Genomic DNA, 24,000 nt, shown 5'->3' with positions numbered 1-24,000 from the left:
GGTATCAAGGGCCATGGGAAGTGAAGACCTTGCCGGGATTCATTAGCCCGGCCGGGTCAAGCGTGAGTTTGATGGCGCGCATCAGCTCCATCTCCAGAGGGTCCTTGAAGCGGACCGCCGCGTCGGGCTTGGCTTGCCCCAGCCCATGTTCAGCACTGATGCTGCCATTGAAGGCGCTCGTCATCCGGTAGATAGCCTGCATGATCGCTTGCTCTCGGGCCTTGAACGAAGCGTCCGCATCGCCGAGCGGCTTGCTGATGTTGTAGTGCAGATTGCCGTCGCCCATGTGGCCATAGGAAACGATGCGCACGCCTGGAAAGTCCTGTTGCAGGGCTTTATCGGTACGCTCGATGAACTCTGGAATCCGGCTGACAGGCACGCTGATGTCATGCTTGAGGCTGGGGCCTTCGTGATTCTGCGCCTCGGAAATCCCTTCGCGCAGCGCCCACAGCGCGGCGGCCTGCGCCTGGCTGCTGGCCAATACCGCATCAATGACCCAACCTTGCTCGAAAGCGTGGGCCAGGCCGTTTTCGAGCAGCAGCGTCAAAGGAGCATCGGGCACCGTGTCGCGCAATTCAATCAACGCGTACCAGGGATGTTTCGTCTCCAAGGGATCGCTGCAACCCGCCACATGGTCGAGGACAAAATCCAGGCTCTGGCGCGACATCATCTCGAAGCCCGTCAGGCGGTCGGCGCACAGGCTGCGGACATGGCCAATCAAATCTACCGCCGCTTGCGGCGAAGGCAGCGCAACCCAGGCTGTCGCCGTGCTGCAGGTTGCCGGAAACAGTTTCAGCACCGCCGCAGTGATGATGCCCAACGTGCCTTCCGAGCCGATAAACAGATGCTTGAGATCGTAACCGGTGTTGTCCTTGCGCAACCCCCGCAAACCGTTCCAGATTCGTCCGTCCGGCAATACCACCTCAAGCCCGAGCGTCAGCTCACGCATGTTGCCGTAGCGCAGCACCGCCGTGCCGCCAGCGTTGGTCGCCAGATTGCCACCCACCGTGCAACTGCCCTCCGCCCCGAGCGATAGCGGGAACAAGCGCCCCGCCTGGCTGGCGGCCTCCTGGAGTTGCTGCAGGATCACCCCGGCCTCGACCGTGATGGTTTCATTGGCGAGGTCGATTTCACGGATACGCTTCATCCGGGTTAAAGACAGCACCACCTGCCTGCCGGAAGCATCCGGAATCGAGCCACCGCACAAACCGGTATTGCCGCCCTGGGGCACCAGCGCCACCCTGGCGTCGTGGCAAAGCTGCACCACTGCCGCGACCTCCTCGGTGGTCGCGGGCCTGACCACGAGCGCGGCCTGGCCTTGATAGGCGTTACGCCAGTCTGTCAGATAGCTGGCCATGAGCGCCGGATCCCGTACCACGCCCGCAGCGCCCACGACTTGCTCGATGCTGTGGATAAACTCAGGGCTCAACGCCATGGCGTGCTCCTCATTGACCTGATCACGGACGCCGCCCGATCTCGACCTGGTCCGCCGTCCACCCCGCCACCCGTTCGCTCAAGGACAATCCAAGGCCAGGCCGGGTCGGCACCAGCATTCTTCCGTCACGGGTTTCCATGCGTTCATTGAACAATGGCTCCAGCCATTCGAAATGTTCCACCCACGGCTCGCGGCTGTAAGTGGCGGCCAGATGGATGTGCAGTTCCATGGCAAAGTGCGGCGCGATCATCAGCCCTGCTTGTTCGGCTGCTGCCTGGACTTTCAGGTAAGGCGTGATGCCGCCGACACGCGGCGCATCAGGCATCAGGTAATCGGCAGCGCGCAACTTGATGAATTCCCAGTGCTCGGCAACGCTGGTGAGCATTTCGCCGGTGGCGATCGGCGTGTCGAATTGCTGCGCCAGCGCGGCGTGGCCTTCGGCGTCATAACAATCCAGCGGCTCCTCGATCCAGACCAGGTTGTATTCTTCCAACTGACGGCACATGCGCTGGGCGGTGGGTCGGTCCCATTGCTGATTGGCATCGACCATCAAGGGGAAGCTATCCCCCAGGTGTTTGCGAATGGTGCTGACCCGGTGCAGATCCAGCGCCTGGTCAGGCTGGCCGACTTTGAGCTTGATCCCGCCGATACCCTTTTCCCGGGAGCTGTCAGTATTGGTCATCAATTGATCAAGCGGCGTGTGCAGGAATCCCCCCGACGTGTTGTAGCACTGGACGGAATCGCGATGAGCGCCCAGCAAACGCGCCAGGGAAAGATTGGCCCGCTTGGCTTTCAAGTCCCAGAGGGCGACATCGAATGCACCGATCGCCTGGGTCGCCAAGCCGCTGCGCCCCACCGAGGCGCCGGCCCAGCAGAGCTTGTCCCACAACTTGGAAATGTCGCTGGGGTTTTCGTCGATGAGGCTGGGGGCGAGTTCCCTGGCGTGGGCAAACTGCCCAGGGCCGCCGGCGCGCTTCGAATAGCTGAACCCCAGGCCTCGGTGGCCGTCCCTGGTTTCGATTTCGACGAACAGCATGGCGATTTCGGTCATTGGTTTTTGCCGACCGGTCAGCACCTTGGCGTCGCTGATGGGGTTGGCCAGCGGCAGGAATACCGAGGCCACGCGCACCCAGGCAATGCGGTCGTCATCGGCGGAAGACAGTTGAGGCGTGTCTTGCATGGCTATGCTCCGAACGTTTGGGTTCGGCTGCCGCAACACTGCGTCGTGTTACAGCAGCGAATGCAATGGGCTAGCTGCGCATCAATTCAATGGCCGCACTTTTGCGGTTGCGAATGACCGTCACCAGGTGCCAGGAGATGGACGCGGCGGCCAGGATGAGGAAGCCCGCCGAGATGGGATTGGTCAGGAAGCCGCCGAAATTGCCATCGGACAGCATCAAGCCGCGACGCAAGTTGGTTTCAGCCATCGGACCGAGGATGAAACCGATGATGAACGGTGCAATCGGCAAACCGGCCTTGACGAACCCATACCCCAGCAAGCCAAACAGCAACACCGCCCAGACGTCGAAGATCCGGCTGTTCAAGCCAAAGGCGCCGACGACGCAAAGCACCAGGATGATCGGCAGCAGAATGTGCTTGGGCACCGCCAACAACTTGATGAACATGCGCAGGCCGTAGAATTCCAGTACCAGCATCAGCACGGAAGCGAGGATCAGCGCGGCGAAGATCGTATAGACCAACGGTGCCTGGCTGATGAACAGCAACGGTCCGGGCTGGATGCCGTGGATCATGAAACCACCGAGCATGACCGCCGTGGTGGTATCGCCGGGAATGCCGAGCGTCAGCAGGGGAATCATCGCGCCGCCGATGCCGGCGTTGTTTGCCGTCTCGCTGGCGACCACGCCGTCAATCTTGCCCTTGCCGAACTCCTCCGGTGTCTTCGAGCGTTTCTTCGCCACGATGTAGGAGACGATATTCGACGTACCGGCACCGATGCCAGGCAAGATGCCGATGCCCAGGCCGATCAGGGATGAACGGGTCGCATTGGGCAACTGGCCGACAAATTCCTTCATCGAAAAGCCAAAACCCTTCACGCCCTTCATGCTGACGTGCTGTGGCTTGGCCCGGTGGCTCAGGCGTGCGCTTTCGGCGAACTTCAGCACCTCGGCAACCGCGAACATACCGATCATGACCGTGAGCATGGCGAAGCCGCCATTGAGGCTCGGCAGGTCAAAGGTAAACCGGCGGATCGCCTCGACCGGGGCGATCCCCACCGTGGAAAACGCAAAGCCCAAGGCACCGGCAAACAAGCCTTTGACCAGCGAGCCGGTGGACAACGTGGCGATCAATGTCAGCGAAAAGATCGCGATGGAAAAATATTCGTGCGGGCCAAAGCTCAGGGCCAGTTCCGCCAGGATCGGAGCGATGAACATCAGCGCGGCGATACTGAAGATCGTGCCGAGAAACGAGAACACCACGCCAATCCCAAGGGCCTTCACGCCATGGCCTTGTTTCATCAGCGGCCAGCCATCGAACGTCGTCGCGATGGAGGCCGGCGTTCCCGGTATGTTGAGCAATATCGCCGATATCAGCCCTCCCGAGGTGGCGCCAACGAAAAGCGCCACCAGCAGCGCCAGGCCAGTACCAGGCCCCATCGAGTAAGTCAGCGGGAGAAACAGAGCGATCGCCATCGTGGCCGAAAGTCCGGGGATCGCACCGAAGATAATTCCTACCACCACGCCGAGGGTGATTATCAGGAAAGCGTAGGGTGTAAGTACGGCTGCGAAGCCTGTTTGCATGAGTTCAATCATGGCCGTCCCCTAGAAATCCAATAGGCCGACCGGCAGAAGCAAGTCGAAGCCATGGCGAAAGATGTAAAAGATCAGAACAGCCGAAACGACCGCGATCAGCACGTATTGCAGGTGCTTGACCTTTTCGTCCGCCGGGGTCAATACGATGAACTGGGCATAGAGATAAAGCACGGTCGTGATCACGAAACCCAGCGGCTGCATCAGCGCCGTGTAAAGCAGCACCAATGCCATGGATTTGATGACGGTTGGGTAATCGATCGCCTCGGGCTTTTCCACAGGCTCGGCACTTTTATCCGGCAGCTTGCGCCACACCCACAATTGCAACGCGCCCAACAGGCACAACGCGACGGCGAGTACCCAAGGGACAAACGCGGCATCGATCGTGCCGCGACGCGGCAGATTCATGGTCAAAACCAGGTAAGCGATGCCAGCGCCGAGCATCGCCAGGCCGGCGATCAGCTCGTTTCTTTTATAGGAATCCATACAGGCTCCTCTCGCAGGGAAGGACTGGTTCTCGGGTGTTGGCCAACGCGGTTCACACCCGAGCCGTTACGCAAAATTATTTCGCTTTACGCATCTCGTCCTTGAACTGCATGAAGCTGTCGCGGGTTTTATTCAATGTGGCGACAGCTTCTTCGGGGCCCTGGAAGCTGACCGGCTGCTTGAAGGACTTCTTCAGCTCCTCGGCATATTCCGGCTCTTCGGTGATTTTTTTCATGGTGTCGGCCATTTTCTTGACGATGGCCGGGTCGGTGCCTTTCGGGAAGGCGACGACGTAAGGCTTGTCCAGGACCAGGTCCACGCCTTGTTCCTTGAAGGTCTTGACGTCCCCCAGCAGCGCGTTGCGCTCAGCATTGGGCTGGCCCAGGGCAGTCATCTTGCCGCTGGAAATGTAATCCTGGACCGAGCCATAGCTGATGGCGCCGAGGTCGATGCGCTTGCCGAGCAAGGCGACGATTTTTTCCGAGACGGTGCCGCTGTCGACCATTTTCAGTTTCACCCCGGCGAGCTTCTCGAACATCAAGCCTTGCAGGTGCGAGAAGTTGCCCATCTCGGTGCCGTAAGTGATGGTGCCGGGCTTGACCTTGGCTTTTTCAATCAGTTGGTCAAGGCTGTCGATGCCCGAGCTTTTCGCCGAGACGAACACCGCCCCTTTGTCGACGCCAGCGATGCAGGAAATATCGTACGCATCAAAGCGGTCCTCCGACAGCCCTGCGACTTCGTTGACGATCAACTGGCCGGTGTGCGTGAAGAGGATGGTATTGCCATCCGGCGCTGCGCTCTTGACCGCATCGGCGGCAATCGTCCCGCCCCCGCCGGCCATGTTGGTGACAACCATGGTCTTGCCAGTGACCTTGGTGAAGTACTTGGCCATCATCCGTGCGTTGAAATCGGTGTCACCACCGGCATTGGCGATCACCACGACCTGTACCGGACGGCTGGGCCAATCGCTGGCGTCGGCAGCCATCGCGGTACCAGCGGTCAAGCTCAGAAACGAGGCGATCAAAGAGGCGCAGAGTGTTTTCTTCATTATTGTTCTCCGGGTGCTGCCATTCATTGTGGGATTGAGGTTGAGCGAGAAACGCACACGCCCAGCGCTGATGCCTGGCGGGAAGGCAAGACTGCCTGGACGTTGAGATCGGGGAATTCGATTGCACTGGCGAGTGCGAAAAGAGCTTTTCGGAAAGGTAACTGGCGCACGGCGATAACGCGTGGGACCGATGGATTGCAAGTTCGCTGGGCGGCAAATGTAGAAAACATGGTTGCGCCTTTCGTTTTTATTATTTTGATGTCATACGTTGTCGTATGACTGGATATCACCACCTATGCTGCACGTTGTCAACGCAGTTGTTCAGGGGCTTAGCTTGAATACGACGAACAGGGCGGATGACTCCGATGTGGTCGAATCGCTTTCCCCGCATGAATCCGGATTGATATTTAGTTGCCCCCAATAAAAAAACCCCCTGAATTTCAGGGGGTTGGTCTTTTCTTATCGGATCAGAGCCGACCGGCCGACCCCTTTACCCGCGCTCCAGCCTTACTCGACCGTGACCGATTTCGCCAGGTTACGCGGCTGGTCCACATCAGTGCCCTTGAGCACTGCCACGTAATACGACAACAACTGCAGCGGAATCGTGTAGAGAATCGGCGAAAGGATGTCGTGGATGTGCGGCATATGCACCACGTGGGTGCCCTCGCCGTTGGTCATGCCAGCCTTCTCATCGGCGAAGACAATCAACTGGCCACCACGGGCGCGTACTTCCTGCAGGTTGGACTTGAGCTTTTCCAGCAGTTCGTTGTTCGGCGCCACGGTGACCACTGGCATGTCGTTATCCACAAGCGCCAGCGGGCCATGCTTGAGTTCGCCGGCCGGGTAGGCTTCGGCGTGGATGTAGGAAATCTCTTTGAGCTTCAAGGCTCCTTCCATCGCCACTGGGAATTGCGCACCACGGCCCAGGAACAGGGTGTGATTCTTCTCGGCAAACAGCTCGGCGATTTTTTCCACGGTGCTGTCCATTGCCAAGGCCTCCCCCAGGCGGGCCGGCAGGCGGCGCAGTTCTTCGACCAGCTTGGCCTCGACGCCCTGTTGGAGCGTGCCGCGTACCTGGCCCAGGGACAGGGTCAACAGCAGCAGGCCGACCAGTTGGGTGGTGAACGCTTTGGTCGACGCCACGCCGATCTCGCGACCGGCCTGGGTCAGCAGGGTCAGGTCGGATTCGCGCACCAGCGAGCTGATGCCGACGTTGCAGATCGCCAGACTGGCGAGGAAGCCCAGTTCCTTGGCGTTACGCAGCGCTGCCAGGGTATCGGCGGTTTCGCCGGACTGGGAAATGGTCACGAACAGAGTGTCTGGCTGCACGACCACCTTGCGATAGCGGAACTCGCTGGCGACTTCAACCTGGCAAGGGATACCCGCCAGCTCCTCAAGCCAGTAACGGGCGACCATGCCGGCGTGATAGCTGGTGCCGCACGCCACGATCTGCACGTTGCGCACCTTGGCGAACAGCTCGGCGGCCTGCGGACCAAAGGCCTGGACCAGCACCTGCTCGTGACTCAGGCGGCCTTCAAGGGTGCGCTGCACGACGGCCGGTTGCTCGTGGATTTCCTTGAGCATGTAATGGCGGAACTCACCTTTGTCGGCTGCTTCGGCACCGTCGCGGTACTGGACGACCTCGCGCTCGACTTCCTTACCCTCAAGGTTCCAGATCTGCACGCTATCGCGGTGAATCTCGGCAATATCGCCCTCTTCCAGGTACATGAAGCGGTCAGTCACCTGACGCAGCGCCAATTGGTCGGATGCCAGGAAATTTTCCCCCAGGCCCAGGCCGATCACCAGCGGGCTGCCACTGCGGGCCGCCACCAGGCGATCCGGTTGTTTCGCGCTGATGACCGCCAGGCCATAAGCGCCATGCAGTTCCTTGACCGTGGCCTTGAGCGCTACGGTCAGGTCCGCCAGGTCCTTGAGTTTGTGGGTGAGCAAATGGGCAATGACTTCGGTGTCGGTGTCCGAAGTAAAGACATAACCAAGCGCCTTCAGCTGTTCGCGCAACGCCTCATAGTTTTCGATGATGCCGTTGTGCACCACGGCCAGGTCGCCGGAGAAGTGCGGATGGGCGTTACGCTCGCACGGCGCACCATGGGTGGCCCAACGGGTATGGGCGATGCCCAGGCGACCGATCAGCGGCTCGGCATCCAAGGCCCGTTCCAGTTCACTGACCTTGCCCGGACGCCGCATGCGCTCAAGCTTCTCGTCGTTGGTGAAGACCGCCACGCCAGCACTGTCGTAGCCGCGATATTCCAGACGCTTGAGGCCTTCAAGCAAAATGGCCGTGATGTTGCGCTCAGCAACGGCGCCGACAATTCCACACATGTTATTTCTCCTGGCTGACAGGTGCGCAGATCAGATTGATGCCGCGGGCCTGAATCTGGTCGCGTGCCTCCACGGGCAGGCGATCATCGGTAATGAGGGTATGGACGCTGCTCCACGGCAGTTCCAGATTGGGGATCTTGCGGCCGATCTTGTCGGCCTCCACCATCACGATCACTTCGCGCGCAACCTCGGCCATCACACGGCTCAGGCCCAACAGTTCGTTGAAGGTGGTGGTACCTCGAACCAGATCGATGCCGTCGGCGCCGATGAACAGCTGGTCGAAGTCATAGGAGCGCAGCACCTGCTCGGCGACCTGGCCCTGGAACGACTCGGAGTGAGGGTCCCAGGTACCGCCGGTCATCAACAGCACGGGCTCATGCTCCAGTTCGCTCAGCGCATTGGCCACGTGCAGGGAATTGGTCATGACCACCAGCCCCGGTTGCTGGCCGAGTTCGGGAATCATAGCCGCCGTGGTACTGCCGCTGTCGATGATGATGCGCGCATGCTCACGGATCCGCTTCACGGCGGCTCGGGCGATGGCCTGTTTGTATTTGGAAACGCTTTGTCCACTGTCGGCGACCAGTTCCTGCGGCATCGGCACCGCGCCACCGTAGCGGCGCAGCAACAGGCCATTGGTTTCCAACGCGGCGAGATCCTTGCGAATCGTAACTTCCGAGGTTTCGAAGCGCTTGGCCAGCTCATCCACGCTCACCTCGCCCTGCTCCTGGAGCAAAGCGAGAATATTGTGGCGGCGTTGTGGTGTATTGCGCTTGGACATGGCCGCTTAAGTTTCGATTCGAAAGATAACGTAAGCAATCAAAACCTATTGAGGCGATATCGTCAAGACGCCGATAGAAAAATTCAGAAATCCCCTAATAAACATGTGGGAGCGAGCCTGCTCGCGAAAGCGGTGAGCCAGTAAAGCAGTATTTGTCTGACACACCGTGTTCGCGAGCAGCCCCGCTCCCACAGAATGGACTGTGGATAACTTTTACGATTTCTTGATTTTCTCTGGTCGCTTCCAGCCGTCGATGTTGCGCTGGCGGGCGCGTCCAACTGCCAATTGGCCGTTATCCACATTCTGGGTCAGGGTAGACCCGGCGGCAGTAGTTGCACCATTGGAGATATCCACAGGCGCTACCAAGGAGTTGTTGGAACCGATAAAAACATCTTCGCCTAGAACGGTTTTCCACTTGTTGGCGCCATCGTAGTTGCAGGTGATGGTTCCCGCGCCGATATTGGTGCGCGCGCCGATCTCAGCGTCGCCCAGGTACGTCAGGTGCCCGGCCTTGGCGCCTTCGCCCATATGGGCATTCTTCAACTCGACAAAGTTACCCACATGAGCGCGGGCTTCCAGCACCGTGCCCGGGCGCAGGCGAGCAAACGGGCCGGCGTCGCTGCCCTCGCCCATCACCGCGCCGTCGAGATGACTGTTGGCTTTAATCACCACGCCTTTGCGCAGGGTGCTGTCCTTGATGACGCAGTTCGGGCCAATGACCACGTCGTCTTCGATGACGACTTTGCCTTCGAGGATGACGTTTATGTCGATGACTACGTCGCGGCCGACGCTGACTTCACCACGGACGTCAAAACGGGCCGGGTCGCGCAGGGTCACGCCTTGGGCCATCAAGCGGCGGGCGGTGCGCAGCTGGTAATGGCGTTCGAGTTCGGCCAGTTGCCGGCGATCGTTGGCGCCCTGCACTTCCATCGCGTCCAGGGGCTGTTCGGTGGCGACCACCAGTCCATCGGCAACGGCCATGGCGATCACGTCGGTGAGGTAATACTCGCCTTGGGCGTTGTGGTTGGACAAGCGGCTCATCCAATCCCCCAGGCGCTCGGCGGGAACGGCAAGAATCCCGGTGTTGCCTTCAGTGATCGCGCGCTGGGCTTCATTGGCATCTTTCTGCTCGACGATGGCAGTCACCTGGCCTTCGGCGTTGCGTACGATGCGGCCGTAGCCGGTCGGGTCATCCAACTCGACGGTGAGCAGGCCCAATTGCTGCGGCCCGACATGCTTGAGCAGGCGTTGCAGCGTATCGACTTCGATCAGCGGCACATCGCCGTAGAGAATCAACACGGTATCGGCGGTGATGAATGGCACGGCCTGGGCCACTGCGTGACCTGTACCGAGTTGCTTGTCCTGCAGCACGAAATTCAGGTCATCCGCCGCCAGGCGCTCACGTACCGCATCGGCACCGTGGCCGATCACCACATGGATGCGCTGTGGATCAAGTTGTCGCGCGCTGTGGATAACATGGCCGAGCATGGAGTTGCCGGCTACCGGGTGCAGCACCTTGGGCAGCGCCGAGCGCATGCGAGTGCCTTGACCGGCGGCAAGAATAACAATTTCGAGAGACATGACTGGCTACCAATCCTGGGTGGTCAGCGGCTGCGACCAGATGATGATGATGTCGGGAAAAGAAAAAAGGGTAGCCGAGGCTACCCTTTTTAATCAATCGCACACGAAGCGGACGGCTTAGCCGCCGAACTTCTTGCGGATCTGCTGGACGGTGCGCAGCTGGGCTGCAGCCTCGGCCAGACGTGCAGCAGCAGAACCGTAGTCGAAGTCTGCGCCTTTTTCGTTCAGGGCCTTCTCGGCAGCCTTGACGGCTTCCTGAGCGGAGGCTTCGTCCAGGTCGGCAGCACGTTGCACGGTGTCGGCAAGGACCTTGACCATGTTCGGCTGAACCTCGAGGAAACCACCGGAGATGTAGAACACCTCCTTGTCCCCGCCCTGCTTGGTCAGAGTAATCGGACCTGGCTTCAAGCTGGTGATCAGCGGTGCGTGGCCCATGGTGATACCAAGATCACCCAGATCACCGTGCGCAACCACAAACTCGACCAGACCGGAGAAGATTTCCCCTTCCGCACTGACGATATCGCAATGGACTGTCATAGCCATCTGATTGCCTCAACCTAAATTAGCGCCCGTTGCCGGGCGCCGGGATTACAGTTTCTTGGCTTTCTCGATCGCTTCTTCGATGCCGCCGACCATGTAGAACGCTTGTTCTGGCAGGTGGTCGTAGTCACCGTTGAGGATGCCTTTGAAGCCAGCAATGGTGTCCTTCAGGGAAACATATTTACCCGAGGCACCGGTGAAGACTTCAGCCACGAAGAACGGCTGCGACAAGAAGCGCTGGATCTTACGAGCACGGTTTACCAACTGCTTGTCGGCTTCCGACAGCTCGTCCATACCCAGGATCGCGATGATGTCCTTCAGTTCCTTGTAACGCTGCAGCACGTACTGGACGCCGCGAGCGGTGTCGTAGTGCTCCTGGCCGATCACGTTCGGGTCCAGTTGGCGCGAAGTCGAGTCCAGTGGGTCTACCGCTGGGTAGATACCCAGGGAAGCGATGTCACGGGACAGAACGACGGTGGCGTCCAAGTGGGCGAAGGTGGTCGCTGGCGACGGGTCGGTCAAGTCGTCCGCCGGTACGTATACCGCCTGGATCGAGGTGATCGAGCCTTGCTTGGTCGAAGTGATGCGCTCTTGCAGCACGCCCATCTCTTCAGCCAGGGTCGGCTGGTAACCTACTGCCGAAGGCATACGGCCCAGCAGTGCGGATACTTCAGTACCGGCCAGGGTGTAACGGTAGATGTTGTCGACGAACAGCAGAACGTCGTTACCTTCGTCACGGAACTTCTCGGCCATGGTCAGGCCGGTCAGGGCTACGCGCAGACGGTTTCCCGGCGGCTCGTTCATCTGGCCGTAGACCAGTGCCACTTTGTCCAGAACGTTGGAATCCTTCATCTCGTGGTAGAAGTCGTTACCCTCACGAGTACGCTCACCCACACCGGCGAACACGGAATAACCGCTGTGCTCGATGGCGATGTTACGGATCAGTTCCATCATGTTTACGGTCTTGCCTACACCGGCACCACCGAACAGACCGACTTTACCGCCCTTGGCGAACGGGCAGACCAGGTCGATAACCTTGATGCCAGTTTCCAGGAGCTCGTTGCCACCCGCTTGCTCAGCGAAGGTTGGCGCAGGACGGTGAATGCCCCAGCGCTCTTCGGTGTCGATCGGGCCAGCTTCGTCGATCGGGTTGCCCAGTACGTCCATGATCCGGCCCAGAGTCGCTTTACCGACCGGTACGGAGATGGCTGCGCCAGTGTTGTTGACGTCCAGACCGCGCTTCAAGCCTTCGGTGGAGCCCATCGCAATGGTACGAACCACGCCGTCGCCCAGCTGCTGCTGAACTTCCAGGGTGGTTTCGGCGCCTTGAACCTTCAAGGCGTCGTAGATGCTCGGTACGCTGTCGCGTGGGAATTCCACGTCGATAACGGCGCCGATGATTTGAACGATACGTCCGCTACTCATAGCTGGATCCTCTGAATATTTGAACCGTTAAACCGCGGCAGCGCCGCCGACGATTTCCGAGATCTCTTGGGTGATCGCAGCCTGACGCGCCTTGTTGTAGATCAGCTGCAAATCGCTGATCAGATCACCGGCGTTGTCGGTAGCGTTCTTCATCGCGATCATCCGCGCCGCTTGTTCAGCTGCGTTGTTCTCGACCACCGCCTGGTACACCTGCGACTCCACGTAGCGGACCATCAAGCCGTCGAGCAGCTCCTTGGCATCCGGTTCGTAGAGATAGTCCCAGTGGTGCTTGAGTTCCTGTTCCGGGGTCGCCACCAGTGGAATCAACTGCTCCACGGTCGGCTGTTGCGTCATGGTGTTGATGAACTTGTTGGATACCACGGACAGGCGGTCGATCCGGCCTTCCAGGTAAGCATCCAGCATCACCTTGACGCTGCCGATCAGGTCATTGATCGACGGTTCTTCACCCAGGTGGCTGATAGCAGCGACGACGTTACCGCCGAAGTTGCGGAAGAAAGCCGCACCCTTGCTACCGACCACGCACAGATCGATCTCGACGCCTTGTTCGCGGTTTACCGCCATGTCCTTGACCAGGGCCTTGAACAGGTTGGTGTTCAAGCCACCGCACAGACCACGGTCACTGCTCACCACAACGTAACCGACGCGCTTGATGGCGCGCTCGATCATGAACGGGTGGCGATACTCCGGGTTGGCGTTGGCCAGATGACCAATCACCTGGCGGATGCGCTCCGCATAAGGACGGCTAGCAGCCATGCGCATTTGTGCCTTGCGCATTTTGCTGACCGCCACTTTTTCCATGGCGCTGGTAATCTTTTGCGTGCTTTTGATGCTCGCAATCTTACTGCGAATCTCTTTTGCGCCTGCCATGTAACACCTATCAGGTTAGCAAGCGGGAGCCTTGCGGCTCCCGCTGCGGCTTACCAGGTTTGGGTGGCCTTGAACTTCTCGATACCGGCTTTGAGGCCAGCGTCGATTTCGTCATTGAAGTCACCCTTCACGTTGATCTTGGCCATCAAATCGGCGTGATCGCGGTTGAAGTAAGCAATCAGCGCTTGCTCGAAGCTGCCGACTTTGGCGATTTCAATGTCAGTCAGGAACCCACGCTCAGCGGCATACAGCGACAGCGACATGTCAGCGATCGACATTGGCGCGTATTGCTTCTGCTTCATCAGCTCGGTTACGCGCTGACCATGCTCAAGTTGCTTACGGGTCGCTTCGTCCAGGTCAGAAGCGAACTGGGCGAATGCCGCCAGTTCACGGTACTGAGCCAGGGCGGTACGGATACCACCGGAGAGCTTCTTGATGATCTTGGTCTGAGCGGCACCACCTACACGGGATACCGAAACACCGGCGTTCACAGCAGGACGGATGCCCGAGTTGAACATGGCCGATTCCAGGAAGATCTGACCGTCGGTGATGGAAATCACGTTGGTCGGAACGAACGCGGAAACGTCGCCAGCCTGGGTTTCGATGATCGGCAGGGCAGTCAGGGAACCGGTCTTGCCAGTCACTGCGCCGTTGGTGAACTTCTCTACGTATTCTTCCGAAACGCGCGATGCGCGCTCCAGCAGACGGGAGTGGAGATAGAACACGTCGCCTGGGTAGGCTTCACGGCCTGGTGGACGGCGCAGCAGCAGGGAAATCTGGCGGTAAGCCACTGCTTGCTTGGACAGATCGTCATAAACGATCAGCGCGTCTTCACCGCGGTCGCGGAAGTATTCGCCCATGGTGCAACCGGAGTACGGTGCCAGGAATTGCAGCGCGGCCGATTCAGAGGCGCTGGCGGCAACGATGATGGTGTTGGCCAGTGCACCGTTTTCTTCCAGCTTGCGAACCACGTTGGCGATGGTCGATTGCTTCTGACCGATTGCCACGTAGACGCAGAAAATGCCGCTGTCTTTCTGGTTGATGATCGCGTCGATCGCCAGAGCGGTTTTACCGATCTGACGGTCACCGATGATCAGCTCACGCTGGCCACGGCCGACCGGGATCATGGCATCGACAGCCTTGTAGCCAGTCTGTACAGGCTGGTCTACCGACTTACGCCAGATCACGCCAGGAGCAACTTTCTCGACCGCATCGGTCTCGGTGTTGTTCAGCGGACCTTTGCCGTCGACAGGGTTACCCAGTGCGTCGACTACGCGACCCAGCAGTTCCTTACCGACTGGAACCTCGAGGATGCGGCCGGTGCACTTGGCGCTCATGCCTTCAGCCAGCGTCGTGTACGCGCCCAATACCACGGCACCTACAGAGTCTTGCTCCAGGTTGAGGGCCATACCGTAGACGCCGCCCGGAAACTCGATCATCTCGCCGTACATGACGTCGGCCAGACCGTGAATCCGCACGATGCCGTCAGATACGCTGACGACAGTGCCTTCGTTACGGGCTTGGGAGGTCACATCGAGCTTGTCGATGCGGCCCTTGATAATTTCACTTATTTCGGAAGGATTGAGTTGCTGCATTGCTCTGCTGCCCCTTCAAACTCAAGATTTCAATGCTTCGGCAAGTTTCGCGATTTTGCCGCGAATCGAGCCATCGATAACCAGGTCGCCGGCGCGGATGACAACGCCCCCTATCAGGGATTTGTCTTCCTCGACTTGCAGGCGCACTTCCCGGTTGAGTCGTGCACTGAGAACCTTGGCGAGTTTGTCTTGCTGTTCTTGGTTCAATGCGAAAGCACTGGTCACTTCCACGTCTACCGATTTCTCTTGCTCGGCCTTGTACAGGTCGAAAAGAGCGGCGATCTCCGGCAGAAGCGGGAGACGGTCGTTTTCGGCTACAACGTGGATGAAATTCTGTGCCTTGGCATCGAACTTTTCGCCGCACACGTCAATGAACGTGGCGGCCTTTTCTGCGCTCGTCAGTCGCGGGGCCTTGAGCACGCGCTGCATGGTGTCGTCTTGCGACACCGCTGCTGCCAGGCCGAGCATGGCTGACCAATTGGCCAGTTGCTGGTGGGCCTGAGCGTGCTCGAAGGCCGCCTTAGCGTAAGGTCGGGCCAACGTGGTCAGTTCTGCCATGATCGCCCTCGCTTAGATTTCAGCAGCCAGTTTGTTTACCAGCTCTGCGTGCGCGTTTTGATCGATTGTGGCACCCAGGATCTTCGAAGCACCGCCAACGGCCAGGGCACCCACTTGGGCACGCAGCGCGTCTTTGACACTGTTGAGTTCCTGTTCGATCTCGGCTTGAGCCTGAGCCTTCACACGGTCAGCTTCGACGCGAGCCTGTTCACGGGCTTCGTCGACAATCTGCGTACCGCGTTTCTTGGCTTGCTCGATGATTTCAGCTGCCTGAGCTTTCGCTTCGCGCAGTTGCTGACCCACTTTCTCATGGGCCAACTCCAGGTCGCGAGCTGCTCGGCTGGCAGCGTCCAGACCATCAGCGATCTTCTTTTGACGTTCGTGCAATGCCGCAATGACCGGAGGCCATACGAACTTCATGCAGAACAGTACAAAAATCAGGAACGCAACGGACTGGCCAATCAGGGTCGCATTAATGTTCACGCCAACACCTCGCAGTTACGTTGTCCATCACACCAGATTACTCGGAAGATCCGAATAATCAGCCAGCGATCTGACCAACGAACGGGTTCGCAAAGGTGAAGAACAGAGCGATACCAACACCGATCATGGTTACGGCGTCGAGCAGACCGGCAACGATGAACATTTTCACTTGCAGCATCGGAACCATTTCCGGTTGACGCGCAGCGCCTTCCAGGAATTTGCCGCCCAGCAGGCCGAAACCAATTGCGGTACCCAGTGCGCCCAGGCCGATCAACAGTGCAACAGCGATAGCGGTTAGACCAACTACAGTTTCCATCTTTCCTCCCGACTTTTACGTCGTATGGTTTAGGTTTTTTAGATTAAAGCGGTAAAACAAATCGTTTCATCAAGCCCGTTCGGGCCCCTTCCCGTTTGACCGGGAAGGACATCAGACTAGTCGAGACTGGCCTTAATGGTTTTCTTCGTGCGCCATCGACAGATAGACGATGGTCAGCATCATGAAGATGAACGCCTGCAAGGTGATGATCAGGATGTGGAACACTGCCCACGCCCATTGCAGCACCACGCCCAGGCCACTGAGCCAGAGCAGGCCGCTGCCGAACATCACAGCGATCAGGATGAACACCAGCTCGCCGGCATACATGTTGCCGAACAGACGCAGGGCCAGAGAGATTGGCTTGGCGATCAGGGTCACGAATTCCAGAAGGAAGTTCACCGGGATCAGCAGTGCCTGAACAAGGATGTTCTTGCTGCCGAACGGATGCAGGGTCAGTTCGCCGATGAAACCGCCGATGCCCTTGACCTTGATGCTGTAGAAAATGATCAGTGCGAACACCGAGAACGCCATGCCCAGGGTCGCGTTCGGGTCGGTGGTCGACACGGCGCGGAACGGGATATGGGCATCGCCGGAGATCAGGATGGCCAGTTGAGGAATCCAGTCGACCGGTACCAGGTCGATGGCGTTCATCAGGAACACCCAGACGAAGATGGTCAGTGCCAGCGGTGCGATCACCGGGCTACGGCCATGGAAGCTGTCTTTCACGCTGCCATCGACGAATTCGACCAGTACTTCAACGAAGTTCTGCAGTGCACCAGGCTGACCGGAAGTCGCTTTTTTTGCCGCCATGCGGAAAAGAAAAACGAAGATCAGACCCAACGCGACCGACCAGCCGAGGGTATCGACGTGGAAGGCCCAGAAGCCCATTTCTTTAGCTTCTGCTGCGGTGTGAGCAAAGCCCCAGCTGCCATTGGGTAGCTGACCGAAGGTCAGGTTCTGCAAGTGGTGCTGGATATAGCCCGAAGCGGTTGTCTCTGCCATGGTTGCCTCAAACGCCCTAAGGTCTCGAAAGTCTTGTTCTCATTAGCAGGGGAGCGAACCAGCTGACCATCTGGGTCAGCAGGAACACGCCGAATACAGCCAGCGGCGCCAATGGCTTCACACCTGCGAACGTCAGTGCAAACAGCACTGCCGTCAAAATCAGTTTCCCCGCCTCGCCGGCATAAAAAGACCGGACGATGGCTTGGGCTGCTCGGGCGCCGGAAAACCGAAATGCCCTGTGAGCGAAGTAAATATTGGGAAGCAAGGCTATCAGGCCTCCGCAAAGACCCGAGTATCCGGCGACGACTCCTTTCCATTGCCAGAGCGCCAACGCGGCGATCAGTACAACGACGAACTGGGTCAATAACACCGGGAAAACAGCCAGACGATGGAACGGCAAGCGGTTTGGCGTGCGTGTTTCCATCGCTTTTGCTCTCCAATGGTCGGCTGCCGGAATTCAATAACTTGGCATAATTTGTGCCGACAAAATGCGCGCAGAGTATAGGGGCGGTTCTGCCCCTATTCAACCTCAAGGTAGTGATTTCCGACTGCGCGCTACAAGGGCAATTGTTTCAGCGAATGTGCGCAAGAACACCTTGCAGCTCATCGAGGGAGTTATAACCGATCACCAGTTGCCCTTTGCCCTTCTTTCCGTGGCGAATCTGCACCGCAGAGCCCAGGCGCTCGGCCAGGCGCTGCTCCAGGCGAGCGATGTCCGGATCGGGTTTTGGTGCTTCGACAGGGGCGGGTTTGCCGCTCAGCCATTGACGAACCAGTGCCTCGGTTTGGCGCACGGTCAGGCCGCGTGCGACAACATGTCGCGCCCCTTCAACTTGTTGATTTTCCGGCAAACCGAGCAAAGCCCGGGCATGCCCCATCTCCAGGTCGCCGTGGGACAGCATGGTCTTGATGACTTCCGGCAAGGCGATCAGTCGCAGCAGGTTGGCCACGGTCACCCGGGACTTACCCACCGCTTCGGCGACCTGTTGCTGGGTCAGCTGGAACTCCTGCTGCAAACGCTGCAAGGCTACCGCTTCCTCGATCGGATTGAGGTCCTCGCGCTGGATGTTCTCGATCAGCGCCATGGCGATCGCGGTTTCATCCGGGACGTCGCGGACCATCGCCGGGATGGTTTCCTGGCCGGCTTGCTGGCTCGCGCGCCAGCGGCGTTCGCCGGCAATGATCTCGAACCGCCCATTGGCGATCGGGCGGACCACGATAGGCTGCATCACGCCCTGGGTCTTGATCGACTGGGACAGTTCTTCCAGCGCTTGCGGGTCCATGTCCCGACGCGGCTGGTATTTGCCACGCTGGATCAGGTCCAACGGCAAATGCTGCAATTCGCGCTGATCGACCTGGACTGCCTGTTCTTCCAGCGAACTGACAGTCGGACCGCTGAGCAGCGCATCCAGTCCACGTCCGAGACCTCGTTTCTTGACGGCCATGGGGTTTCCTTAAGTTGGCTGGGCTGCAGCGATGCGTGGCTGGCGGCGTTGACGGCGAACCATCTCGCCCGCCAGGGCCAGGTAGGCCAGCGCGCCACGCGATTGTTTGTCATAGGCCAGGGCCGGCATGCCGTAGCTCGGCGCTTCGGCCAGGCGGATGTTCCGCGGAATGACCGTATCGTAGAGCTGCTCGCCGAAATGCTCCTTGAGCTGGGCCGACACGTCGTTCATCAGGCTCAGGCGCGGGTCGTACATCGTGCGCAACAGGCCTTCGACTTTCAGCTCCGGATTCAGCAGTTCAGCGATGCGCTTGATGTTATCCACAAGGTCGCTCAACCCCTCGAGGGCGAAGTATTCACACTGCATGGGGATAATCACCCCATCGGCGGCAACCAACGCATTGAGGGTCAGCATCGACAGTGACGGTGGGCAGTCGATCAGGATGTAGTCGTAATTTTCACGAACCGGCGCCAACGCGCTGCGCAGGCGACTCTCCTTCATCTGCATTTCCAGCAGCACCACTTCTGCCGCCGTCAGGTCACGGTTGGCCGGCAGCAGTTGATAACCACCGTGCTCGGAGAAATGCATGGCCTGGCCCAGGTCGCATTCACCGATGAGCACGTCATAGATGGAGTTTTCCAGACCATGTTTATCCACACCGCTGCCCATGGTGGCGTTGCCCTGTGGATCGAGATCGATCAACAGCACCCGGCGCTTGGTCGCGACCAGGGATGCTGCGAGGTTGATGCAGGTGGTGGTCTTGCCCACACCACCTTTCTGGTTCGCTATCGCGAATACCTTAGCCATTCTTGCTTGTGTTCCCAATCATGCCGTGCGGCGCAGTATCAGCAGATGGCGTTGGCCTTGGCAACCGGGTACAGCCAAGGCGTGTTCGCTATCGAGGTGGAAGTCTGCCGGCAATGCTACCAGCTCATCGGCCGGATGAACGCCCTTCATTGCCAGCCAGCGCGTATTGGCATCGCCCAGGTGGCGAGTCCAGTTGCTGAAGTTATCCATGCTGCTGAACGCCCGGGAGATGATCCCATTGAACGGCTCGGCGGGCTGGAACGCTTCAACGCGGCTGTGGATAACTTGCAGGTTATCCAGTTTCAGTTCGAGTTTGACCTGGGTCAGGAAGCGGGTTTTCTTGCCGTTGCTGTCCAAACAGGTCACTTGTGAGTCGGGAAACAGGATTGCCAGCGGGATCCCCGGCATGCCGCCGCCACTGCCGACATCCAGCCAGCGACCGTTTTCGATGAAGGACATGGCACTGAGACTGTCGAGCAAGTGCCGCGAGACCATTTCATCCGGATCGCGCACGGCGGTCAGGTTGTAGGCCTTGTTCCATTTGATCAACAACGCCAGGTAACCCAGCAACTGCGCGTGCTGGGCTTCGGTGAGGCTGACGCCGAGCTGACGGGCACCTGTGGATAATTCTTCAGCGTGTTGCGAGGTGACCATCGAACTCAAGCGCTTTGCTCCAACTGGCGGCCCGCGCCGCGTTTTTTCAAATGAATCATCAACAGCGAAATCGCCGCCGGGGTGACGCCGGGGATACGCGACGCCTGGCCGAGGGTCTCGGGACGTGTCGCACCGAGCTTGCTCTGGATTTCTTTCGACAGACCCGAAATGTTCGTGTAGTCGATATCCACAGGCAGCCTGGTGTCTTCACTGGCGCGTAGACGGGCAATTTCGTCCTGCTGACGGTCGATGTAGCCGGCGTATTTGGTCTTGATCTCGACCTGTTCGGCCACCTGCGGATCTTCCGCGCCCTGGCCAGTGACTTCCACCAGACCGACGTAATCGATTTCCGGCCGGCTCAACAGGTTGAGCAAGTTGTATTCGTGCGTCAGCGGAGTGCCGAATTTCGCCGCGATGGCATCGCCCTGCTCGGTACCGGGACGAACCCAGGTGCTCTTCAGGCGCTGCTCTTCCAGCTCGATACTCTCGCGTTTCTTGCAGAACGCAGCCCAACGCACGTCATCCACCAGCCCCAGCTCGCGACCTTTCTCGGTCAGGCGCAGGTCGGCGTTGTCCTCACGCAGGATCAGGCGATATTCGGCGCGGGAGGTGAACATCCGATACGGTTCCTGGGTGCCCAGCGTGATCAGGTCGTCCACCAGCACACCGATGTACGCCTCATCGCGACGCGGGCACCAGCTGTCTTTGCCCTGGGCGCGCAATGCCGCGTTGGCTCCGGCCAACAATCCCTGGGCGCCGGCCTCTTCGTAACCGGTGGTGCCGTTGATTTGCCCGGCGAAGAACAGACCGCCGATAACCTTGGTTTCCAGGCTGTACTTCAGATCGCGCGGATCGAAGTAGTCGTACTCGATCGCATAACCCGGACGCACGATGTGAGCGTTCTCCATGCCACGGATCGACTGGACGATCTGCAACTGCACATCGAACGGCAGCGAGGTGGAGATCCCGTTCGGATAAAGCTCATGGGTCGTCAGGCCTTCGGGCTCGATGAACACCTGATGGCTTTCCTTGTCGGCAAAGCGATGGATCTTGTCTTCGATCGAGGGGCAATAACGCGGGCCGACGCCTTCGATTTCACCGGCAGCGGAATACATCGGCGAACGATCGAGGTTCGCCGCGATGATTTCGTGGGTGCGGGCATTGGTGTGGGTGATCCAGCAACTGACTTGCCGTGGATGCTGTTCCTTGTTGCCCATGAACGACATCACCGGGATCGGCGTATCGCCAGGCTGCTCGGTCATGACCGAGAAGTCCACGGACTTGCCGTCGATACGCGGTGGCGTACCGGTTTTCAGCCGACCAACGCGCAGCGGTAATTCACGCAGGCGTTGAGCCAGGGCAATTGAGGGCGGATCACCAGCGCGACCGCCGGAAAAGTTCTGCAACCCGATGTGGATAAGTCCACCGAGAAAGGTCCCGGTGGTCAGTACCACGGAATCGCCGAAGAAACGCAGGCCCATTTGCGTGATGACTCCGCGGACTTGGTCCTGCTCGACGATCAGATCATCAGCCGCCTGCTGAAATATCCACAGGTTCGGCTGGTTTTCCAGGATTTCACGGACAGCAGCCTTGTACAGGATTCGGTCGGCCTGGGCGCGAGTGGCGCGCACCGCTGGACCTTTGCGGCTGTTCAACACGCGAAACTGGATACCACCTTTGTCAGTGGCCATAGCCATCGCGCCGCCGAGGGCATCGATTTCCTTGACCAGGTGGCTTTTGCCGATACCACCAATGGCCGGGTTGCAGCTCATGGCGCCGAGGGTTTCCACGTTATGCGTCAGCAACAGGGTTTTTGCCCCCATGCGTGCTGATGCAAGTGCTGCCTCGGTACCGGCATGACCGCCGCCGATGACGATCACTTCAAAACGGGAAGGGAAATCCACCACGCACCTCGTGCCTGCTTAATTCAGGTAATTCGGAAATAGGTTTTGAGTCTGGCCCTGGGCGTTTTTCGCGCCAGGTCGGCAAGTATAGGGACTTCGTCCTTTCTAAAGAACCCTTTGCACAAAATTTAACCAGCTGTGGAGAACTCGCGGTTAAAAAAATAAAAAAGAAAGAAATTTATAGAATCTTTGTTTTTATGTTTATTCTTACTGAGCAACGTTTCTGTGGATAAGACGCTGTAGGCCTTTATATTCAAGCTGTACAGAGAATCAAAACCCTGTGCTCATCTGTCCATGAGAGCGTTGGATAACCGGTGTAAGCCTGTGGATGAATGGGACGGTTATCCACAGAGGCAGTTATATCCAGTTTTCAGGGCTGCTTATCAACCGACCTCAGCGGCAGTTATTCACAGGGCTTAATCCACAGGCGATAGCCCACGGCAAAGCCGCCGCAGGGGCAATCGTATTGAGAAGGAAGAGGGGGAACCGGGCTTGGTTGGCTGTCAGCAGCAGCCCGGTTGGACGGGATTGGCGTTATTTGCCGATGCAGAAGCTGGAGAAGATCCGCCCCAGCAAGTCATCGGAACTGAAGGCTCCGGTGATTTCACCCAGGGAATGCTGCGCCTGGCGCAGATCTTCGGCCAGCAACTCACCGGCGCCTGCCAGGGTCAGCTGCGCACGACCGTGCTCCAGGGCGGCGCTGGCGTGACGCAACGCTTCAAGATGCCGGCGGCGAGCGCTGAAGCTGCTTTCCGATGTCTGCTCATAGCCCATGCAGGCCTTGAGATGATCGCGCAGTAACTCCAGGCCTTCACCGCCCGCCTTCGCGCTCAGGCTGATAGTGACGTGGCCATCGTCGCTCACTTCGAGGGCTATCGCTTCGCCCGTCAGGTCTGCCTTGTTGCGAATCAAGGTGACTTTTGCCGGATCCGGACGAACCTCCAGGAATTCAGGCCACAAAGCGAAAGGATCGCTTGCTTCTGGCGCAGTGGCATCCACTACCAGCAACACACGATCAGCCTCGCCAATAGCCTTGAGGGCCCGCTCCACGCCGATTTTCTCGACCTGGTCGTCGGTATCGCGCAGGCCAGCGGTGTCCACGACGTGCAGCGGCATGCCGTCGATGTGGATATGTTCACGCAGGATATCCCGGGTGGTGCCGGCAATCTCGGTAACGATGGCAGCCTCGCGCCCGGCCAGGGCGTTCAAGAGGCTGGACTTACCGGCGTTGGGGCGGCCGGCAATGACCACAGTCATACCGTCGCGCAACAAAGCCCCCTGCCCGGCTTCCCTCAAGACTGTGGATAATTCATCGCGCACCTTGTCGAGCATGCTCAACACGTGGCCATCGGCAAGAAAATCGATTTCCTCTTCGGGGAAATCGATGGCCGCCTCGACGTAGATCCGCAGACCGATCAGTTGTTCGGTTAGGTTATGCACACGCTGTGAAAACGCTCCCTGTAATGACCGTAACGCGTTGCGTGCAGCCTGTGCGGAACTGGCTTCGATCAGATCGGCAATCGCCTCGGCCTGAGCCAGATCAAGCTTGTCATTGAGAAAGGCCCGCTCGCTGAACTCACCCGGCCGGGCCAGGCGGCAACCTAACTCGAGGCAACGCTGGAGCAGCATGTCCAGGACGATTGGGCCACCATGCCCCTGCAGTTCCAGCACATCCTCGCCGGTGAAAGAGTTCGGCCCAGGGAAATACAAGGCCAGGCCTTCATCCAGGACATGTTTGTCAGCGTCAAGAAAAGGTCCGTAGTGAGCGAAGCGCGGTTTCAGTTCGCGGCCGCTGATAGCCTTGGCCGCTACGCCAGCCAAAGGCCCCGAAATACGGACGATGCCGACCCCGCCGCGACCTTGGGCGGTGGCGACGGCGGCGATGGTTTCACGCGGTGCGCTCATAAACCGGTATCCAGACAAAAATGGCAGATAGCAAAACGCCCC

22 protein-coding genes are annotated in these 24,000 nt (G+C 59.0%); all 22 read right to left on the bottom strand.

Going from position 1 to position 24,000, the window contains the following annotated elements:
- Positions 1-4: 4 nt before the first annotated feature.
- On the bottom strand, positions 5-1,435 hold the full coding sequence (locus tag ACE04F_RS09920) for an FAD-binding oxidoreductase (RefSeq protein ID WP_486106274.1): 1,431 nt from the start codon (positions 1,433-1,435) through the stop codon (positions 5-7).
- A gap of 22 nt (positions 1,436-1,457) precedes the next feature.
- Positions 1,458-2,615, bottom strand: a complete 1,158-nt coding sequence (locus tag ACE04F_RS09915; RefSeq protein ID WP_486106272.1) for an L-talarate/galactarate dehydratase — start codon at positions 2,613-2,615, stop codon at positions 1,458-1,460.
- A 70-nt stretch (positions 2,616-2,685) separates the two neighbouring features.
- A complete protein-coding gene (locus ACE04F_RS09910; RefSeq protein ID WP_046063370.1) occupies positions 2,686-4,206 on the bottom strand; it encodes a tripartite tricarboxylate transporter permease in 1,521 nt (506 codons plus the stop codon).
- Positions 4,207-4,215: 9 nt separating this feature from the next.
- The gene (locus tag ACE04F_RS09905; RefSeq protein WP_486106270.1) at positions 4,216-4,689 is read right to left on the bottom strand and encodes a tripartite tricarboxylate transporter TctB family protein; all 474 of its coding nucleotides are present in this window, start codon (positions 4,687-4,689) and stop codon (positions 4,216-4,218) included.
- Positions 4,690-4,765: 76 nt separating this feature from the next.
- On the bottom strand, positions 4,766-5,737 hold the full coding sequence (locus ACE04F_RS09900) for a tripartite tricarboxylate transporter substrate binding protein (RefSeq protein ID WP_486106268.1): 972 nt from the start codon (positions 5,735-5,737) through the stop codon (positions 4,766-4,768).
- A 507-nt stretch (positions 5,738-6,244) separates the two neighbouring features.
- The gene (glmS, locus tag ACE04F_RS09895) at positions 6,245-8,077 is read right to left on the bottom strand and encodes a glutamine--fructose-6-phosphate transaminase (isomerizing) (RefSeq protein WP_486106266.1); all 1,833 of its coding nucleotides are present in this window, start codon (positions 8,075-8,077) and stop codon (positions 6,245-6,247) included.
- Between the two features lies 1 nt (position 8,078).
- Positions 8,079-8,855, bottom strand: a complete 777-nt coding sequence (locus ACE04F_RS09890) for a DeoR/GlpR family DNA-binding transcription regulator (protein ID WP_434673184.1) — start codon at positions 8,853-8,855, stop codon at positions 8,079-8,081.
- Positions 8,856-9,068: 213 nt separating this feature from the next.
- The gene (glmU, locus tag ACE04F_RS09885) at positions 9,069-10,436 is read right to left on the bottom strand and encodes a bifunctional UDP-N-acetylglucosamine diphosphorylase/glucosamine-1-phosphate N-acetyltransferase GlmU (RefSeq protein ID WP_486106263.1); all 1,368 of its coding nucleotides are present in this window, start codon (positions 10,434-10,436) and stop codon (positions 9,069-9,071) included.
- 117 nt (positions 10,437-10,553) lie between these two features.
- A complete protein-coding gene (locus ACE04F_RS09880) occupies positions 10,554-10,979 on the bottom strand; it encodes a F0F1 ATP synthase subunit epsilon (RefSeq protein ID WP_434626886.1) in 426 nt (141 codons plus the stop codon).
- A 45-nt stretch (positions 10,980-11,024) separates the two neighbouring features.
- Positions 11,025-12,401, bottom strand: coding sequence for a F0F1 ATP synthase subunit beta (gene atpD / locus ACE04F_RS09875; RefSeq protein WP_003187186.1), 1,377 nt, complete (start codon positions 12,399-12,401; stop codon positions 11,025-11,027).
- A gap of 27 nt (positions 12,402-12,428) precedes the next feature.
- Complete coding sequence (gene atpG, locus ACE04F_RS09870) at positions 12,429-13,289, bottom strand: F0F1 ATP synthase subunit gamma (RefSeq protein WP_072397487.1); 861 nt, start codon at positions 13,287-13,289, stop codon at positions 12,429-12,431.
- Between the two features lie 50 nt (positions 13,290-13,339).
- Positions 13,340-14,884 (bottom strand): F0F1 ATP synthase subunit alpha, encoded by a 1,545-nt coding sequence (gene atpA, locus ACE04F_RS09865; protein ID WP_305497743.1) that lies wholly within the window; start codon positions 14,882-14,884, stop codon positions 13,340-13,342.
- A gap of 21 nt (positions 14,885-14,905) precedes the next feature.
- Positions 14,906-15,442 carry a F0F1 ATP synthase subunit delta gene (locus ACE04F_RS09860; protein WP_265065375.1) on the bottom strand — a complete coding sequence of 179 codons (537 nt, stop codon included), beginning with the start codon at positions 15,440-15,442 and terminating at the stop codon, positions 14,906-14,908.
- A 12-nt stretch (positions 15,443-15,454) separates the two neighbouring features.
- On the bottom strand, positions 15,455-15,925 hold the full coding sequence (locus ACE04F_RS09855; protein WP_047230097.1) for a F0F1 ATP synthase subunit B: 471 nt from the start codon (positions 15,923-15,925) through the stop codon (positions 15,455-15,457).
- A gap of 58 nt (positions 15,926-15,983) precedes the next feature.
- On the bottom strand, positions 15,984-16,241 hold the full coding sequence (gene atpE, locus ACE04F_RS09850) for a F0F1 ATP synthase subunit C (RefSeq protein ID WP_003097235.1): 258 nt from the start codon (positions 16,239-16,241) through the stop codon (positions 15,984-15,986).
- Positions 16,242-16,373: 132 nt separating this feature from the next.
- The gene (gene atpB, locus ACE04F_RS09845; RefSeq protein ID WP_305497744.1) at positions 16,374-17,243 is read right to left on the bottom strand and encodes a F0F1 ATP synthase subunit A; all 870 of its coding nucleotides are present in this window, start codon (positions 17,241-17,243) and stop codon (positions 16,374-16,376) included.
- Between the two features lie 16 nt (positions 17,244-17,259).
- On the bottom strand, positions 17,260-17,667 hold the full coding sequence (locus ACE04F_RS09840; RefSeq protein WP_305497745.1) for a F0F1 ATP synthase subunit I: 408 nt from the start codon (positions 17,665-17,667) through the stop codon (positions 17,260-17,262).
- Positions 17,668-17,815: 148 nt separating this feature from the next.
- Positions 17,816-18,688 (bottom strand): ParB/RepB/Spo0J family partition protein, encoded by an 873-nt coding sequence (locus ACE04F_RS09835; protein ID WP_486106258.1) that lies wholly within the window; start codon positions 18,686-18,688, stop codon positions 17,816-17,818.
- Between the two features lie 9 nt (positions 18,689-18,697).
- Complete coding sequence (locus ACE04F_RS09830; RefSeq protein ID WP_030139029.1) at positions 18,698-19,495, bottom strand: ParA family protein; 798 nt, start codon at positions 19,493-19,495, stop codon at positions 18,698-18,700.
- Positions 19,496-19,513: 18 nt separating this feature from the next.
- Entirely contained in the window at positions 19,514-20,149 is a 636-nt protein-coding gene (rsmG, locus tag ACE04F_RS09825; protein ID WP_486106338.1) for a 16S rRNA (guanine(527)-N(7))-methyltransferase RsmG, read from the bottom strand.
- A 5-nt stretch (positions 20,150-20,154) separates the two neighbouring features.
- The gene (gene mnmG / locus ACE04F_RS09820; RefSeq protein WP_486106256.1) at positions 20,155-22,053 is read right to left on the bottom strand and encodes a tRNA uridine-5-carboxymethylaminomethyl(34) synthesis enzyme MnmG; all 1,899 of its coding nucleotides are present in this window, start codon (positions 22,051-22,053) and stop codon (positions 20,155-20,157) included.
- Between the two features lie 534 nt (positions 22,054-22,587).
- Positions 22,588-23,958 (bottom strand): tRNA uridine-5-carboxymethylaminomethyl(34) synthesis GTPase MnmE, encoded by a 1,371-nt coding sequence (gene mnmE / locus ACE04F_RS09815; RefSeq protein ID WP_486106254.1) that lies wholly within the window; start codon positions 23,956-23,958, stop codon positions 22,588-22,590.
- Positions 23,959-24,000: the final 42 nt, after the last annotated feature.

This window comes from Pseudomonas sp. AGC41, from assembly GCF_057334555.1.
Note: the sequence above shows the minus strand (reverse complement) of the source record. Positions and strands in the feature narration are given on the sequence as shown.

Excerpts from the sequence above, each read along its gene's own strand:
- ACE04F_RS09840 (WP_305497745.1), bottom strand. The coding sequence starts at position 17,667 with ATGGAAACACGCACGCCAAACCGCTTGCCGTTCCATCGTCTGGCTGTT.
- atpB (WP_305497744.1), bottom strand. The coding sequence starts at position 17,243 with ATGGCAGAGACAACCGCTTCGGGCTATATCCAGCACCACTTGCAGAAC.
- glmU (WP_486106263.1), bottom strand. The coding sequence starts at position 10,436 with ATGTCTCTCGAAATTGTTATTCTTGCCGCCGGTCAAGGCACTCGCATG.
- ACE04F_RS09880 (WP_434626886.1), bottom strand. The coding sequence starts at position 10,979 with ATGGCTATGACAGTCCATTGCGATATCGTCAGTGCGGAAGGGGAAATC.
- ACE04F_RS09920 (WP_486106274.1), bottom strand. The coding sequence starts at position 1,435 with ATGGCGTTGAGCCCTGAGTTTATCCACAGCATCGAGCAAGTCGTGGGC.
- ACE04F_RS09910 (WP_046063370.1), bottom strand. The coding sequence starts at position 4,206 with ATGATTGAACTCATGCAAACAGGCTTCGCAGCCGTACTTACACCCTAC.
- ACE04F_RS09860 (WP_265065375.1), bottom strand. The coding sequence starts at position 15,442 with ATGGCAGAACTGACCACGTTGGCCCGACCTTACGCTAAGGCGGCCTTC.
- mnmE (WP_486106254.1), bottom strand. The coding sequence starts at position 23,958 with ATGAGCGCACCGCGTGAAACCATCGCCGCCGTCGCCACCGCCCAAGGT.
- ACE04F_RS09905 (WP_486106270.1), bottom strand. The coding sequence starts at position 4,689 with ATGGATTCCTATAAAAGAAACGAGCTGATCGCCGGCCTGGCGATGCTC.
- rsmG (WP_486106338.1), bottom strand. The coding sequence starts at position 20,149 with ATGGTCACCTCGCAACACGCTGAAGAATTATCCACAGGTGCCCGTCAG.
- ACE04F_RS09915 (WP_486106272.1), bottom strand. The coding sequence starts at position 2,615 with ATGCAAGACACGCCTCAACTGTCTTCCGCCGATGACGACCGCATTGCC.
- atpA (WP_305497743.1), bottom strand. The coding sequence starts at position 14,884 with ATGCAGCAACTCAATCCTTCCGAAATAAGTGAAATTATCAAGGGCCGC.
- ACE04F_RS09890 (WP_434673184.1), bottom strand. The coding sequence starts at position 8,855 with ATGTCCAAGCGCAATACACCACAACGCCGCCACAATATTCTCGCTTTG.
- ACE04F_RS09830 (WP_030139029.1), bottom strand. The coding sequence starts at position 19,495 with ATGGCTAAGGTATTCGCGATAGCGAACCAGAAAGGTGGTGTGGGCAAG.
- glmS (WP_486106266.1), bottom strand. The coding sequence starts at position 8,077 with ATGTGTGGAATTGTCGGCGCCGTTGCTGAGCGCAACATCACGGCCATT.
- ACE04F_RS09900 (WP_486106268.1), bottom strand. The coding sequence starts at position 5,737 with ATGAAGAAAACACTCTGCGCCTCTTTGATCGCCTCGTTTCTGAGCTTG.
- atpG (WP_072397487.1), bottom strand. The coding sequence starts at position 13,289 with ATGGCAGGCGCAAAAGAGATTCGCAGTAAGATTGCGAGCATCAAAAGC.
- atpE (WP_003097235.1), bottom strand. The coding sequence starts at position 16,241 with ATGGAAACTGTAGTTGGTCTAACCGCTATCGCTGTTGCACTGTTGATC.
- atpD (WP_003187186.1), bottom strand. The coding sequence starts at position 12,401 with ATGAGTAGCGGACGTATCGTTCAAATCATCGGCGCCGTTATCGACGTG.
- ACE04F_RS09835 (WP_486106258.1), bottom strand. The coding sequence starts at position 18,688 with ATGGCCGTCAAGAAACGAGGTCTCGGACGTGGACTGGATGCGCTGCTC.